Source organism: Thioalkalivibrio sp. ALM2T (assembly GCF_000381505.1).
GTDB lineage: Bacteria > Pseudomonadota > Gammaproteobacteria > Ectothiorhodospirales > Ectothiorhodospiraceae > Thioalkalivibrio > Thioalkalivibrio versutus.
Genome location: NZ_KB906567.1, coordinates 45,729 through 60,397, shown reverse-complemented (window position 1 = coordinate 60,397; position 14,669 = coordinate 45,729). Strand labels below are relative to the sequence as shown.

At 67.1% G+C, this 14,669-nt stretch carries 14 protein-coding genes; 7 read left to right on the top strand and 7 right to left on the bottom strand.

Features of this window, described 5'->3' with window-relative positions; translation table 11 throughout:
• The first annotated feature begins 43 nt into the window (after positions 1–43).
• On the top strand, positions 44–397 hold the full coding sequence (locus F816_RS0111475) for a PilZ domain-containing protein (RefSeq protein WP_018168181.1): 354 nt from the start codon (positions 44–46) through the stop codon (positions 395–397).
• Positions 398–416: 19 nt separating this feature from the next.
• Here F816_RS0111475 and glp read toward each other — a convergent pair whose 3' ends face one another.
• The 3 genes from glp to mobA are packed head-to-tail and all read right to left on the bottom strand — an operon-like array spanning position 417 to position 2,864.
• Positions 417–1,673, bottom strand: coding sequence for a gephyrin-like molybdotransferase Glp (gene glp / locus F816_RS0111470; RefSeq protein WP_019594850.1), 1,257 nt, complete (start codon positions 1,671–1,673; stop codon positions 417–419).
• A gap of 14 nt (positions 1,674–1,687) precedes the next feature.
• Positions 1,688–2,230, bottom strand: a complete 543-nt coding sequence (mobB, locus tag F816_RS0111465; protein WP_019594849.1) for a molybdopterin-guanine dinucleotide biosynthesis protein B — start codon at positions 2,228–2,230, stop codon at positions 1,688–1,690.
• A gap of 52 nt (positions 2,231–2,282) precedes the next feature.
• Complete coding sequence (mobA, locus tag F816_RS0111460; RefSeq protein WP_026333252.1) at positions 2,283–2,864, bottom strand: molybdenum cofactor guanylyltransferase MobA; 582 nt, start codon at positions 2,862–2,864, stop codon at positions 2,283–2,285.
• A gap of 127 nt (positions 2,865–2,991) precedes the next feature.
• Between mobA and F816_RS0111455 the strand changes: the two genes are divergently transcribed.
• From F816_RS0111455 to F816_RS0111435, 5 genes are all read left to right on the top strand, one after another.
• A complete protein-coding gene (locus tag F816_RS0111455) occupies positions 2,992–4,533 on the top strand; it encodes a nodulation protein NfeD (protein ID WP_019594847.1) in 1,542 nt (513 codons plus the stop codon).
• Between the two features lie 39 nt (positions 4,534–4,572).
• Entirely contained in the window at positions 4,573–5,391 is an 819-nt protein-coding gene (locus F816_RS0111450; RefSeq protein ID WP_019594846.1) for a slipin family protein, read from the top strand.
• A 3-nt stretch (positions 5,392–5,394) separates the two neighbouring features.
• Entirely contained in the window at positions 5,395–6,300 is a 906-nt protein-coding gene (gene xerD, locus F816_RS0111445) for a site-specific tyrosine recombinase XerD (protein ID WP_018950504.1), read from the top strand.
• Positions 6,301–6,395: 95 nt separating this feature from the next.
• A complete protein-coding gene (locus F816_RS0111440) occupies positions 6,396–7,109 on the top strand; it encodes a DsbC family protein (RefSeq protein ID WP_019594845.1) in 714 nt (237 codons plus the stop codon).
• A 54-nt stretch (positions 7,110–7,163) separates the two neighbouring features.
• Positions 7,164–7,565: an OsmC family protein gene (locus tag F816_RS0111435; protein ID WP_019594844.1), complete on the top strand. Its 402-nt coding sequence runs from the start codon at positions 7,164–7,166 to the stop codon at positions 7,563–7,565.
• Between the two features lie 339 nt (positions 7,566–7,904).
• On the opposite strand, the gene trxA is transcribed toward F816_RS0111435, so the two are convergent.
• Complete coding sequence (gene trxA / locus F816_RS0111430) at positions 7,905–8,780, bottom strand: thioredoxin (RefSeq protein WP_019594843.1); 876 nt, start codon at positions 8,778–8,780, stop codon at positions 7,905–7,907.
• A 337-nt stretch (positions 8,781–9,117) separates the two neighbouring features.
• On the opposite strand from trxA, the gene parE reads away from it, so the two are divergent.
• Positions 9,118–11,004 carry a DNA topoisomerase IV subunit B gene (gene parE / locus F816_RS0111425; RefSeq protein ID WP_026333251.1) on the top strand — a complete coding sequence of 629 codons (1,887 nt, stop codon included), beginning with the start codon at positions 9,118–9,120 and terminating at the stop codon, positions 11,002–11,004.
• Positions 11,005–11,014: 10 nt separating this feature from the next.
• On the opposite strand, the gene F816_RS0111420 is transcribed toward parE, so the two are convergent.
• From F816_RS0111420 to F816_RS0111410, 3 genes are all read right to left on the bottom strand, one after another.
• Positions 11,015–11,272, bottom strand: a complete 258-nt coding sequence (locus F816_RS0111420) for a type II toxin-antitoxin system RelE/ParE family toxin (RefSeq protein WP_019594841.1) — start codon at positions 11,270–11,272, stop codon at positions 11,015–11,017.
• On the bottom strand, positions 11,259–11,492 hold the full coding sequence (locus F816_RS0111415) for a hypothetical protein (RefSeq protein WP_019594840.1): 234 nt from the start codon (positions 11,490–11,492) through the stop codon (positions 11,259–11,261). The genes F816_RS0111420 and F816_RS0111415 overlap by 14 nt, the downstream gene beginning before the upstream one ends.
• Positions 11,493–11,573: 81 nt before the next feature.
• On the bottom strand, positions 11,574–14,657 hold the full coding sequence (locus F816_RS0111410; RefSeq protein ID WP_019594839.1) for an efflux RND transporter permease subunit: 3,084 nt from the start codon (positions 14,655–14,657) through the stop codon (positions 11,574–11,576).
• Between the last annotated feature and the right edge of the window lie 12 nt (positions 14,658–14,669).

The following is a 14,669-nucleotide window of genomic DNA, read 5'->3' as shown; positions in this document are numbered from 1 at the left end:
TCTGGATTTGGCCGCAGGCGCGGAGTGGGCGTAGTCTTGCCGTATGGAGCGACGCTTTCAACGTATCCCTCTGGAATTTCCGGCTACCCTGCTCACCGACGGCGGGGACTGCGCGGTTCGCGTGGAGGATATCTCCCTGAAGGGGGTGCTGCTGGAGGGCGCGGATCTTCCGGTCCTGGCCGATGGGGACGAGGTCAGCGTCGATATCCCGCTCAGCGGCGAGGCGCGCATCACCGTCGAGGGCCGCGTGTGCTGGCACGAAGGCCTGTGGCTGGGCGTGGAGATCGAGGCGATGCCGCTCGAATCCGCCTCGCACCTGCGGCGCCTGGTCGAGCTCAACCTGGGTGACGAGGCCCTGCTGGAGCGGGAATTCGCCGCGCTCGTCCAGTCCCCCTGAGCGCGGGCCGAAACTCGGGTCACACCTCCGGGAAGATCTCCCGGAACGGCAGCACCTCCACCCAGTCCCCCGCCCGGGCCCCGCTGGACTCGCGGGGCAAAACCACGTAGGCGTTGGCCTCGCTCATCGCGCGCAGCTGGTGCGAGCCCTGGCCGCCGGCTGCGCGCACCACCCAGCCGCGGTCGTCAGTCTCGAGTAACGCGCGCTGGAAGTCCTTGCGGCCCGGGGTCTTGTACAGATCCTCCAGCAGGCGGGCGTTCAGGGTCTGCGGCTCGTTCGCGTCGCGCCCGGCCAGCTGCAGCAACGCCGGGCGTACCAGCAAGGCGAAGGTGGTCATCACCGCCACCGGGTTGCCGGGCAGGCCGAAGAAATGCGCGCGGCCGAACTGTCCGAATGCCAGTGGCCGCCCCGGCTTGATCGCCAGCTTCCAGAAACCGACTTGTCCCGAGGCCTGCAGTACGCGGGTCACGTGATCGGCATCGCCCACCGAGACGCCCCCGGTGGTGATGATCATGTCCGCGTCCGCACCGGCCCGGGTCAGGGCTCGTGAGACCTCCGCCTCGGTGTCGCGGATCACGCCGTAGTCCAGTACCTCCACCGGATAGGCGCTCAGCAGCGCGCGCAGGGTGTGGCGGTTGCTGTCGTGGATCTGTCCCGGGCCCAGCGGTTGATCGACGGGGACCAGTTCGTCCCCGGTCGAGAAGAAGGCCACGCGCGGCCGGCGCAGCACGCTTACCCGGGCGATACCCTGACTGGCCAGGACCCCGATCTCGGCGGCGCCGATGCGCTGCCCGGAAGCATATAGCGGGCTGCCGGCGGCGGTGTCACTGCCCGGTCCACGGATGTTGTGTCCCGGTGTCAGGCCGCCGTTTTGCAGGGTGATCGATTCCCCGTCCCGCTGCACCTGCTCCTGCATGATGACCAGTTCGGCCCCGGCCGGGACGACCGCGCCGGTCAGGATACGCAGGCACTGGCCGGGCTGCAGCTCGCCATCCCAGGGATGCCCGGCCGCCGATGTGCCCACCAGTGCGAGACAGGCCCCGTCCGTTGCGTCCGCGGCGCGCAGGGCGTAGCCATCCATGGCCGAGACCGCCGCTGGCGGCACGTCGATGCGTGCGTGAATCGGCTGGGCCAGGGTGCGCCCGAGGGCCTCTTCCAGCGTGACCTGTTCGCTCTGGGTGATCGACCGGCAGGCCTCGAGGATCGCGGCACGGGCCTGTTCCAGGGTCTTGGCGTTGGAATCGAATTCGTCGCAACCGGGGGCAGCCTCGGGCATGGGATGTCTCCGCTTCAGGGATGAATATTCAGATAGTCGATGATGAAGGCAGCCACTGCGTCGGGGTCGTTGACCGGCAGCAGTGGGCCGTCGAAGTCCAGGGTCGGGGCGTCGGTGGCCACCGCGATCACCCCGGCGACCTCGCGGTACAGTGGCGGCTTGCCGACCGACGGGCGGTGCACCTCGATCTTGGGCAGGTCCCACTGCTTGAAGCCCTCGACCAGGATCAGGTCGGAGCGTCGCGGGTCCAGCCGCGCGCACAGCATGTCCAGATCCGGCACGCGGCCGTCGTCGGTCTCCGGCGTCTCCACCATCAGGGCGTAGCGCCGCCCGGAGGCGACCAGCATCTGGTCAGCCCCGGAGTGGCGCAGCTCAAAGCTGTCCTTGCCCGGCTTGTCCACGTCGAATTCGTGGTGGGCGTGCTTGATCATCGCCGGGCGCAGGCCCCGGGCGCGCAGGGCCGGGATCACGCCCTTGAGCAGCGTGGTCTTGCCGCTGCCGCTCCAGGCGGCGAAGGCGATGCGGGGCAGGGTCGAGGGGGTGGTCGGTTCGGTCATGGGCGTCGTTCCCGGGCACTGCGGTTCGGGATCGAAAGTATAGCGATCATGATCAGTCTCTCCCCAGGTCATCCGGTGTGTTGATGTTGGCGAACGCCTGCGGCTGATCGGAGAAATCGACGGGGATTGCACCCATGTCGCGGAACCAGCGTCCCGCGGCCAGGGACCCGCGCTCCAGGTCGTCCAGCAGGGCCTGCGCCAGTGTCGGGCGCAGCAGCGCGAACAGCGGCTGCAGGCGGTCGCCGTCGTGGGCGACCGCGGCCGGGGCGTGTTCCCGGTCCAGGGCCTGTTGCAGGCGTTGGCCGAGATCCCGCGGGCAATGCGGGGCGTCCACCGGGGCGCACAGGAGGTTTTGGCCGGGGAAGGCTGCGAAGGCCGCCGCGATCCCGGCCAGCGGGCCGCGGTAATCGGGGTGCAGATCGCAAAGACAGGGAAACCCCAGCGCCCGATAGCGGTCGATATCGGTATTGCTGCTAACGGCCAGCTGTGCGGCCTGGGGCTGCAGGCGCTCGATCGCGTGTTCGATCAACGGGCGCCCGTGGTACTCGACCCAGCCCTTGTTGCACCCGCCCATGCGGCGGCCCTGGCCGCCGGCCAGGATCACGGCGGTGAGGGTTTCGGGCGGGGTCTGCATTGCCTGCGTTTCCATGCGGGTCTGCGGGTTCGGCGCCGGTCCGGCCTTTGGTTTATCGTGGTGGTGTCGGCTGTCGCGTGTGCGCACGCAGTGTACGACGAATCCATCCTGACGGGAGAGGAAGCCCATGCGGGTTCCATTCGGGCGCAACGCGGGACAGGGCGGATGGCGCCCCTGGCGACATCTGTTGTGGCTGACCTGCCTGTTGCTGGGCGCCGGCTGGCTGGTGGCGGCGAGCATGGCCGATACCGGGGATCGCCACGGCCTGATGCTGACCGTGGAGGACGCCATCGGCCCGGCCACCGGCGATTACATCCGTCGCGGCATTGAACGCGCGGAGGCGGAAGACGCCGAGATCATGATCCTGATGCTGGATACCCCCGGCGGACTGGATTCCAGTATGCGCAGCATCATCAAGAACATCCTGCAATCGGACGTGCCGGTGGTGACGTATGTCCACCCGGCCGGCTCGCGCGCGGTCAGTGCCGGGACCTACATGCTCTATGGGTCGCATGTCGCGGCCATGACCCCGGCCACCAATCTGGGTTCCGCCACGCCGGTGCAGATGGGGGGCGGTGGGCTCCCGGGCATGGATCCGCCGGAAGCGGGCGAGGACGCCGACGAGGCCAGTGGCGACGAACGCAGCGACGACGACGCGGACGAGGCGCCAGCGGGCGAAAACGGAGCGCCTGACGGCGAGGTGGATCCGGCCAGCGAGGAAGAACTGCTGGAGGACGATCCGGCACCGCGTCGCGGCGACGACGCGATGGGGCGCAAGGTGCTGGAGGACGCGGTGTCGTACATCCGCGGTCTGGCCGAGCGCTATGATCGCAACGCCGACTGGGCGGAGGAGACGGTACGCGAGGGCTCCAACCTGACCGCCTCCGCGGCGCTGGAGCAGAACGTCATCGACTTTGTGGCGGACAACCTGGACGACCTGCTCGCCCAGATCGACGGGCATACCGTGCGCATGCACGACGGTGAGCGCACACTCTCCACCGAGGGACTGGAGATCGTGCGCATGGACCCGGACTGGCGCACCCAGTTGCTGTCCGTGATCACCAACCCGAACATTGCCTATATCCTGATGCTGCTGGGGATCTACGGCATCATCTTCGAGCTGGCCAATCCGGGCGCGATCTATCCCGGAGTGATTGGCTCGATCGCGCTGATCCTGGCGTTCTTTGCGCTGCAGGTGATGCCGGTGAACTACGCGGGCCTGGCGCTGATGCTGCTGGGCATGATCTTCATGATCGCGGAGGCCTTTGTGCCCAGTTTCGGGGCCCTGGGCATAGGAGGAATCGTGGCGTTTACAACCGGTTCGATCATTCTGTGGGACGATCCCAACCTGAACGTGGCCCTGCCGCTGGTGATCGGCACGGCCATCGCCATCGGCATCCTGTCGGTCTGGGTGCTGGGGCGTCTGTTCAGCATGCGAGGCAAGAAGCCCGCCACCGGCCATGAAGAGATGATCGGCATGCTTGGCGAGGCGCGCGAGGACTTTGAACGCAGTGGCCGGGTCTGGGTCCACAGCGAGCAGTGGAACGCGGAGACCTCGGCACCCGTGCGCGAGGGGCAGAAGGTGCGGGTGACCGCCATCGACGGGCTCAAGCTGCAAGTCGAACCCGCGACCGAAGAGGACACCCCGGGCACTGCATCGACCGGCTGACCGGCCGGTGCAGTACTCACAACGTAGAAGGAGCAGGACATGAACGATCTCGGTTTCTTTGTCGTTCCGCTAGTCATCCTGATCGCCATCATCGTGATGTCGATCAAGGTGCTGCGCGAGTACGAGCGTGGCGTCATCTTCTTCCTGGGGCGGTTCCAGGCGGTCAAGGGTCCGGGCCTGATCATCGTCATCCCGGGCATCCAGCAGATCGTGCGGATCGACCTGCGCATCATCACCCTCGACGTGCCCAGTCAGGACGTGATCTCCCAGGACAACGTGACGGTACGGGTCAATGCGGTGTTGTACTTCCGCGTGGTGGATTCGGCCAAGTCGGTGATCCAGGTGGAGGACTACTACGCCGCGACCAGCCAGCTGGCGCAGACCACATTGCGCTCGGTCCTCGGCAAGCATGATCTTGACGAGATGCTCTCCGAGCGCGACAAGCTGAACAACGACATCCAGGAGATCCTCGACTCGCAGACCGACGCCTGGGGCATCAAGGTCACTAACGTCGAGATCAAGCACGTCGACCTGGACGACTCGATGATCCGAGCAATCGCCCGCCAGGCCGAGGCCGAGCGCGAACGCCGCGCCAAGGTCATCCACGCGGAGGGCGAATTGCAGGCGGCCGAGAAGCTGGTGCAGGCCGCGCAGAAGATGGAGGCGAGCCCCGCCGCGTTGCAGCTGCGCTACCTGCAGACCATGGCCGACATGTCGACCAACGGCAATGCCAACAGCATCTTCTTCCCGCTGCCACTGGAGCTGACCAAGGTGTTCGAGAGCCTGGCCGGAAAATTCCGCGCAGAGACCCCGGGGGCACCGGGCAATCCGGGCAATCCCGGGGACGGCCAGCCGTAACGCGTGACCACTGCCGAGACGGCCTCATCGGCCCTCGATCGTTTCCTGGACGAGCTCTGGGCGGTCGAGGGCCTCTCCGACCACACCCTGGCGGCCTACCGCCGCGACCTGGAAGGTCTGGGACACTGGCTGGAGCCCAGGGGCGTGGATCTGGAGACCGCCGGGGCGGCCGACCTGCTGGGGTACGTCAGCGCACGCATGCAGGCCGGGGCGCGGCCGAAGTCCATCACCCGGGCGCTGTCCAGCATTCGCCGCTTCTATCGCTATCGGGTCTATCAGGGTGAGCGCGAGGATGACCCCAGCGCCGGGATCGAATCGCCCCGCGCCGGGCGTCCGTTGCCGGACAGCCTGTCCGAGGCGCAGGTGGATGCCCTGCTGCAGGCGCCCGATCTCGAGACCCCGGTGGGCCTGCGCGACCGCGCGATGCTGGAGCTGATGTACGCCACCGGCCTGCGCGTCTCCGAGCTGGTGGGCCTGGAGCAGTCAGAGGTCAACAGCCGCCAGGGCGTGGTGCGCATCACCGGCAAGGGCGACAAGGAACGTCTTGTGCCGCTGGGCGAGGAGGCGGCCCACTGGCTGGCCCGCTTCCAGCGCGAGGCGCGACCGGACCTGATGGACGGTCACCCTCCCTGCGAGACGGTGTTCGTCACCCGCCGCGGGCGCGGGCTGACGCGCCAGGCCTTCTGGTACCGCATCAAGGCCCATGCGCGCCGTGCTGGCATCGAGTCGCCGTTGTCGCCGCATACCCTGCGCCACGCCTTCGCGACCCACCTGCTCGATCACGGGGCGGACCTGCGCGTGGTGCAGATGCTGCTGGGCCACAGCAGCCTGTCGACCACGCAAATCTATACCCACGTCGCACGCGCCCGCCTGCAAAGCCTGCATGCGGAACATCATCCCCGCGGATGACGTCTACTACGCGTTCTTGCCAGTAAAAAGCCCGAGGCCCCCGCGCCTGGGACTGCTAGACTGGCCCCGCTTTTTGTACAGCCACGAGAGAATCCATGCTCCTGAAACGCGTTCTTCCCCTTGCCGCGGCCCTGGCCGTGTTCAGTACCCCGGTCATGGCGACCGATGCCATTGAGGAATCCATGGCCCGGGTGATTCCGGATGCCGAGGCCGACAGCATCCGGCAGACCCCGGTGGACGGCCTCTACGAGGTGCGCTACGGCACCGATATCCTCTATGTCTCCGAGGACGGCCGGTATCTGATTCAGGGCAGTCTGGTCGATCTGGAAACCCGCGAGAATCTGACCCAGGCCGCGCTCAGCGGCGTGCGCGCCGACATGTTCGCCGCCATCGACGACAGCGAGCTGGTGACCTACTCGCCGAACGGCGACACTCGCGGTGTGCTGAACATCTTCACCGACCCGAATTGCCCCTACTGCCGCGAAATCCACCAGGACCTGCCGGAGTATCTGGCGGCTGGCATCAAGGTGCGCTACCTGATGTTCCCGGTCCTCGGTCGCGATTCTCCGGAGATCATGGATCGCATCTGGTGCGCGGATGACCGCGAAGACGCGATGGACCGTGCCAAGGAAGGCGACAAGCTGAACGACATCGACGGCAGCTGCGCCACGCCGCAGGATCAGCACATGGCCATGGGCCAGCAACTCGGGCTGCGCGGTACCCCGGCCCTGATCACCGAGGGCGGTCAACAGCTCTCCGGTTATCAGGAACCACAGGCCGTGATCGAGCGCATCCTCGGCAGCAACTGACGTCTCGACCGATTCGGGTCGCGCAAGGCGGTCCGGACCCCTGAGGGAGGGAACATGCTGGAGTATCAGCTGAACGTCGAACGGGTAGACGCGCACGGCAGCCTGGCCCGGGCCAAACAGGCCGAGGTCACGCTGGATACTGATATGGACGGGCGTGACGATGCGCTGAGTCCGCCGGAGCTGTTGCTGGCGTCACTCGGCGCCTGCATGGTGCGCGGCATCCAGCGGGCCCTGCCGATGCTGCGCATTGAGGTGGGCAGCATCGCCATCCAGTTGCGCGGCTGGCGTCAGGATGACCCGCCCGCGATGGCGAAGATCGAATACCGCGTCGAGATCGAAACCGATGCCGACGAGGAGATGCTCGAGATCCTGCACCGCAACGTCTGCAAGGGCACGATCTACTCGACCCTCGCCGCCGGCACCGAATTGACCGGCGAGGTGGTCGCCAAGCAATAGGTCGCCGGCCATCAGCTTGGGATGTCATCCCGGAAACCGCATCGCGGTTATCCGGGATCTCTCGGGCGTGGATGACAGCTTTGGGAGACCCCGGCTCCCCGCTTCGCTGCGGCCGGGATGACGAGGGTGTTGAGGTCGGGCCATAAGGCCGGGATGTCAGGGGTTGAGGGGAGTCTGGCCAGGATAGACCAGTGGTGGCCGGCAACGCCCCATCGGCGAGGGGGCTCGCCTCCTACAGAGGGCTTTGTATGTCTGTGGGAGGCCAGCCCTCTGGCCGATGGGACATGGTCGAAGTCGCTGGCGCCGAAAGTATTACAGCGGCGGCGACCGAGACCGGCTTCAGTACAGCAGCGAGGCCATCTGTCGGCGGAACTGTCCCACCAGCGGGTGATCGTTGCCGAGTACCTCGAAGGCAGCGAGCAGGCCCTTCTGGCCGGCGCCGTCGTTGTAGCTGCGGTGCTGTTTCATCAGCTGCAGGTACAGCCCCAGGGCCTCTTCGGCGCGGCCGGAGAGCATCGCGTAGGCCGCCATCTGCTCCAGAGCTTCGGGGCGAGGATTGTCACCTTTTAGTTCCTGTGCGACGGCCTGCGGGTCGACGCCGGCCGCCGTCTTGGCAAACACCAGGCGGGCGCGCAGGGTCTTGGCCTCTTCCTTCTCGCTTTGATCCAGCGGCAGTTTGGCGAGTTCGGTCTCGGCCGCCTCGGGATCGCCGGACTGGGCCAGGGCGCGCGCCAGCTCGATGCGCAGGTCGCCATTGTCGGGGTCCTCCTCCAGCGCGGCCCTGAGGGTCGCCAGGGCGCCGTCCACGTCGCCGGTCTTCGCCTGCTCGCGCGCCTGTTCGATCAGCTTGTCGGAGGGCTTCTCCAGGTACTGGTCGATCATCGCGCGGATGTTCGGCTCCGGTTGCACGCCCATGAACTGATCCGCCGGCTTGCCGTGGCGAAAGATCATGACGGTCGGCAGGCTGCGCACACCGTATTGCTGTGCCAGGGCCTGCTGCTCGTCGCTGTTGACCTTGGCCAGGCGGAACTTGCCGGTGTACTGCGCGGCGAGCTGCTGCAGTAGCGGCATCAACTGCTGGCACGGCCCGCACCAGGCGGCCCAGAAGTCCACGACCACCGGGCGCTGGTGGGACTCGTCCAGCACCGCCTGCTGGAAGTTTTCCTGCGTGACGTCGAGGATATCGTCGCCGGTTGCGCTTGCGGCATCTGCCATCGGAACCCTCCTAGAATACTTGAACACGAAATCTGCACTGCATTGTTGGGATCGCCCCCGGGATTGCAAGCAGCCTTTCCCCCGCAGGCTTTGGTACGCTGCGCACAGTCCGGCACCCGGGGTCGCTCCGGCAACGAATGCCAGCCACCCTCGTCATCGCGAGGCGCGCAGCGCCGTGGAGATCTCTGCGGGTGGCCCCGGCGCTGGCTGGAGCGGACGCCGGGCGTTGCATTGGGAGGTTGCTTCGTTGCCTTCGGCTCCTCGCAATGACGGTGCAGGATGACCGATGCCGTGCCCGGTACGGGGTGTGATCAATATCAATCAAGGGGATTCCTGCGTGAGCTATTCCGCATCCGATATCGAGGTCCTCGAGGGGCTGGACCCGGTGCGCAAGCGCCCGGGCATGTACACCGACACCACCCGCCCGAACCACCTGGCGCAGGAGGTGATCGACAACTCGGTGGACGAGGCGATCAGCGGCCACGCCAAGCGCATCGATGTGATCCTGCACAAGGACGATTCGGTCTCGGTCAGTGACGACGGCCGTGGCATGCCGGTGGATCTGCACCCGCGCGAGAACCGCCCCGGGGTCGAGGTGATCCTGTCCACGCTGCATGCGGGCGGGAAGTTCTCGGACAAGAACTACCAGTTCTCCGGTGGACTGCACGGGGTGGGCGTGTCGGTGGTCAATGCGCTGTCGCAAAAGCTCGAGGTGCAGATCAAGCGCGACGGGCGCGAATACCGGATGGCCTTCTCCGGCGGTTACAAGACGCAGGACCTGGAGGCGGTCGGCGACGTCGGTAAGCGCAACACCGGCACCACGCTGCACTTCTGGCCGGACCCACAGTACTTCGATTCGCCGCGATTCTCGGTGCCCCGACTCAAGCACATCCTGCGCGCCAAGGCGGTGCTGTGCCCGGGCCTGACCGTGACCTTCCGCGACGAGACCACTGGCGAGGCCTGCGAATGGTGCTACGCCGCCGGGCTGCGTGACTACCTGGTGGAGGCCCTGGATGGTCTGGAGCGCCTGCCGGAGGAGCCGTTCATGGGTTCGATCTCCGGGGCGACCGAGGCCGCCGACTGGGCCGTGACCTGGCTGCCGGAGGGCGGCGAGGTGGTCAGCGAGAGCTACGTGAACCTGATCCCGACCACCCAGGGCGGTACCCATGTGAACGGCCTGCGCACCGGTCTGACCGAAGCGGTGCGCGAGTTCTGCGAGTTTCGCAGTCTGCTCCCGCGCGGCATCAAGCTGGCCCCGGAGGATGTCTGGGAGCGGGTGGCCAGCGTGTTGTCGTTCAAGATGCAGGATCCGCAGTTCGCCGGGCAGACCAAGGAGCGGCTGTCCTCGCGCCAGGCCGCGCCATTTGTTTCCGGCGTGGTCAAGGACGCCTTCAGCCTGTGGCTGAACCAGCACCCGCAGCAGGGCGAGCGCATCGCGGAACTCTCGATCCAGAACGCACAGAAGCGCCAGCGCGCCGGCCGCAAGGTGGTGCGTAAGAAGATTACCCAGGGCCCGACCCTGCCGGGCAAGCTGGCGGACTGTGCCAGCCAGGATCTGGAGCGCACCGAGCTGTTCCTGGTCGAGGGCGACTCGGCCGGCGGCTCGGCTAAGCAGGCGCGCGATCGCGATTTTCAGGCGATCATGCCGCTGAGGGGCAAGATCCTGAATTCCTGGGAGGTCGATCCGGACCAGGTGCTGGGCTCGCAGGAGATCCACGACATCTCCGTGGCGCTGGGCGTGGACCCGGGGCAGGCCAGCCTGGACGGACTGCGCTACGGCAAGGTCTGCATCCTCGCGGATGCCGACTCCGACGGCGCCCATATCGCCACGCTGCTGTGTGCGCTGTTCCTCAAACACTTCCGCCCGCTGGTGGAGCGCGGGCATGTCTACATCGCGATGCCGCCGCTGTACCGCGTCGATGTCGGCAAGCAGACCTTCTATGCCCTGGACGACGACGAGAAGGCCGGCGTACTGGAGCGCATCGAGGCGGAGAAGATGAAGGGCAAGGTCTCCGTGACCCGCTTCAAGGGCTTGGGCGAGATGAACCCGCTGCAACTGCGCGAGACGACCATGAACCCGGACACCCGGAGGCTGGTGCAGCTAACGCTGGATGCCACCGACGACACCCTCCAGCTGATGGACATGCTGCTCGGCAAGAAACGCGCCTCCGAACGCCGCGCCTGGCTGGAAGGCAAGGGCCACCTGGCCGACGTCGAGGTCTGACACCGGCGCTTCAGCGATAGACCTCACGGCGGTGGCCGATCTTCACCACCGTGACGATCAGTTGGTCATCCTTGATTTCGTAGAGGATGCGATAAACGCCCTGCCGCACGCGGTAACGTTCCTGCGCGGATAACTTCTCGCTGCCCGGTGGGCGGGGGTCTTCCGCCAGTGAGGCGATGCGTTCCAGGATGCGGCGTACGTCCTTGTCAGGAATCCGTCGGAGGTCCTTGGCGACGGATTTGCGGACAACGACCTCAAATCTTGCCATGCGCCTTCAGGTCGTCGAGGAGTGCCTCGTAGGTCATGGTTGGCTCTGCGACGCGATCTTCGAACGCCTGCAAATCCTCCTGATCCTCGATCAGTGTCTGGCGCACGGCACGATTGACCAGATCGGAGACCGAACATTGCGTGGAGGCGGCCTTCAGGCGCAGTGCCCGGTGTAAGTCCGGTTCGAAATAGACGGTGGAACGTTTGTTTGGCTCGTTCATCGGGGCCTCCATGATGCTTGGTACCATGGACATCGTAACGCTGTGACGTCATGACGTCACAGCGATTGGTCCGAACCTGCGTCAGGCCCGCGCCGATGGGCGCGAGCGCAGCCAGTGGTACAGGGCTGGCAGCACCAGCATGTTGAGGGCGGTGGAGCTGAGCAGGCCGCCCAGGATTACGATGGCCATCGGGGCCTGGATCTCGGTGCCGGTCTCGCCCAGGCCCAGGGCCAGCGGGATCAGCGCCAGCGCGGCGGTAAGGGCAGTCATCAGGATCGGGGTCAGCCTCTCCAGCGCGCCGCGTTCCACGGCCTCGTCCAGCGGTACGCCCTCGGCCGCCAGGCTCTGGTAGCGGCTGATCAGCAGCAACCCATTGCGCACGGCGATGCCGAACAGGGTGATGAACCCGACCAGGGCCGCGATGGTCATCACGCCGCCCATGGCGAACACCGCGATGACCCCGCCGATCAGGGCCAGCGGGATGTTGACCATCACCAGCAGGACCAGGGTCAGTGAGCGCAGGGCCAGCTGCAGCACCAGCAGCATGGCGACCAGGACACCGGCGGAAACGATCACGATGGTCCGGGTGGCCTGTGCCTCGGCCTCGAACTGGCCACCCAGCTCCACGCGATACCCCTCGGGCAGCTCCACCCGCTCGTCGATGGCGGCGCGGACCTCGTTGGCCGCGCCATGCAGGTCGCGGCCCGCCACGTTCGCGCTGACCACCAGGCGGCGCTCGGCATTCTCCCGGTTGATTTGGTTGGGGCCGCGTTCAATCCGGGGTTCGGCGACCTCGCCCAGACGGATGTGGTGTCCGGTCGGCGTGCGAATCGGGATGTCCGCCAGCCCGTCGATCACGCGGTGTTCCGCGGGTAGGCGCACGACCAGGTCGAAGCGTCGTTCGCCCTCGAAGATCTGCGCGACGCGGGCGCCACGCCAGGCGGTCTCGATGGTCTCGGCGGCATCGGCCACGGTCAGGCCGTAGCGGGCGAGGGCGGTGCGGTCGGCATGTAGCCGGACCTGGGGCACCGCCGCGACGGGCTCGACCGACAGGTCGACGATGCCGTCGATTCCTTCCAGGGTCGCCTCGACCTGCTTCGCCAGACGCTGCAACTCGCCCAGCCCGGGGCCGAGAACCTTCACCGACAGGTTTGCGCGCACGCCGGTGAGCATGTGGTCAATGCGGTGCGAGATCGGTTGGCCGATGTTGAACTGGCCGGGAAAGGCGGTCAGTCCCGCGCGCAGCTCCTCGAGAAACGCCTCCTTCCCCTGCGGTAGCGGGCCCAGGCGGACATCCAGTTCGCTGAGGTGGGGCGGTTGGGTATGCTCCGCCCCCTCGGCCCGTCCGGTGCGGCGGGCGGCGGACAGGATCGCATCCTGCTCCAGCAGCCAGCGTTCGACCTGGCCGGCCATTTCCGCCGAGGTTTCCAGGCTGGTGCCGGGCGGCGTGGCCATCTCGATGGTCAGGCTGCCCTCGTTGAAGTCGGGCAGGAACGATCGCCCCAGCAGCAGCGTGGCTGCCAGCGTGGCCACGGCGAGGATGGTGGAGAGCGCGAGGATGCTGCGTCGGAACCGGAGCGTGGCGCGCAGCAGCGGTCGGTAGCCGCGTTGTAGCAGGGCGGCCACTGGCGGTTCGCGCCCGGCGTTGCGGCGCGCGATCGCGGGCAGCAGCCAGCGGGCGAGCACCGGCGTCACCGTCAGGGCCACCATCAGCGATGCGGCGATCGCGATCAGGTAGGCCACGCCCAACGGCTGCAACAGGCGACCTTCTACCCCGCTCAGGAAGAACAGCGGGGCGAACACCAGCATGATGATGACGGTGGAGAAGACCACCGGATAGCGCATCTCCGAGCAGGCCTGGCGCACGGTCTCGTCCAGACTGGCGCGATCGTGGTCGTCGCTGCCGTCCTCGCGCAGGCGGCGATAGATGTTCTCCACGAAGATGATGGCGTCGTCGACCAGTGCGCCGATGGCGATGGTCATGCCCCCCAGGGTCATGGTGTTGATGGTGATGCCCAGTGCCTGCAGGGCCAGCAGGGCGACAGTCAGCGACAATGGAATGGCGAGGACCGAGATCAGCGTGATCCGCACGCTCAGCAGGAACACCAGCAGGATCAGCACCACGAAGATCGCGCCGTCGCGCAGGGCCTCGGCGACGTTGGCCACGGCCGTCTGGATGAAATCGGCCTGACGGAACAGGTTGGGTTCGAGGGTGATGCCCTCGGGCAGCCCCGCTTCCAGCCGCGCGAGCGTCGCGTTGATCGACCGGGTCAGTTCGAGTGTGTCGGCATCCGGCTGTTTGGAGACGGCCACGACCACGCCGGGATGCCCATTCACGCCGCCATCGCCGACCGGGATGCCCGGACCCATCGCGACCTCCGCGACATGTCGCACCAGGATCGGCATGCCGTCGCGTACGGCGACCACCGCCTGCTCGATCTCATCCAGGCGTTCGGCGCGACCGAGGAAGCGGATCAGGTAGTCCTGCCCGCCGTCGCTCAACCGGTCGCCGCCCGCATTGCGGCTGGCCTGTTCCACAGCGTCGCGGACCTCGGTGAGATTCAGGTTGAACGCCGCGAGGCGCTCGGGGGATACCTGCACCTGGTACTGGCGGACCTGGCCGCCCAGGGTGGTCACCTGGGCTACGCCGGGGATGGCCTCCAGCTGGCGCGCCACTACCCAGTCCGCGACCTCGCGGGCGCGCATGCCGTCCTCGCGCGCCTCGTCGCGTACGCCCACATAGGCGATCTCGCCCATGACCGAACTGATCGGCCCCAGCTGCGGGGCGGCGACCCCTTCGGGCAGTTGCGACTGCACGCGGCCCAGGCGCTCGTTGACCACCTGCCGGGCCTGGTAGATCTCCTCGCCCCACTCGAACTCCACCCACACCAGCGAGAACCCGGCCACGGACTGCGAGCGCACGCGGCGCACACCGGATGCGCCGCTTACCGCGGACTCGATCAGGTAGCTGACCTGCTGTTCCACCTCCTCGGCGGCCAGGCCGGGGGCCTCGGTCATCACCGTCACGGTGGGCGCGGTCAGGTCGGGGAACACGTCGATGGGGGCCTGGCTTGCCTGCCAGGCCCCCAGCAGCAGGATGCCCAGGGCCCCGGCCATCACCAGCAGACGGTTGGCGAGGGACCATCGAATCAGTCGATCCAGCATGTCGCCATCCCC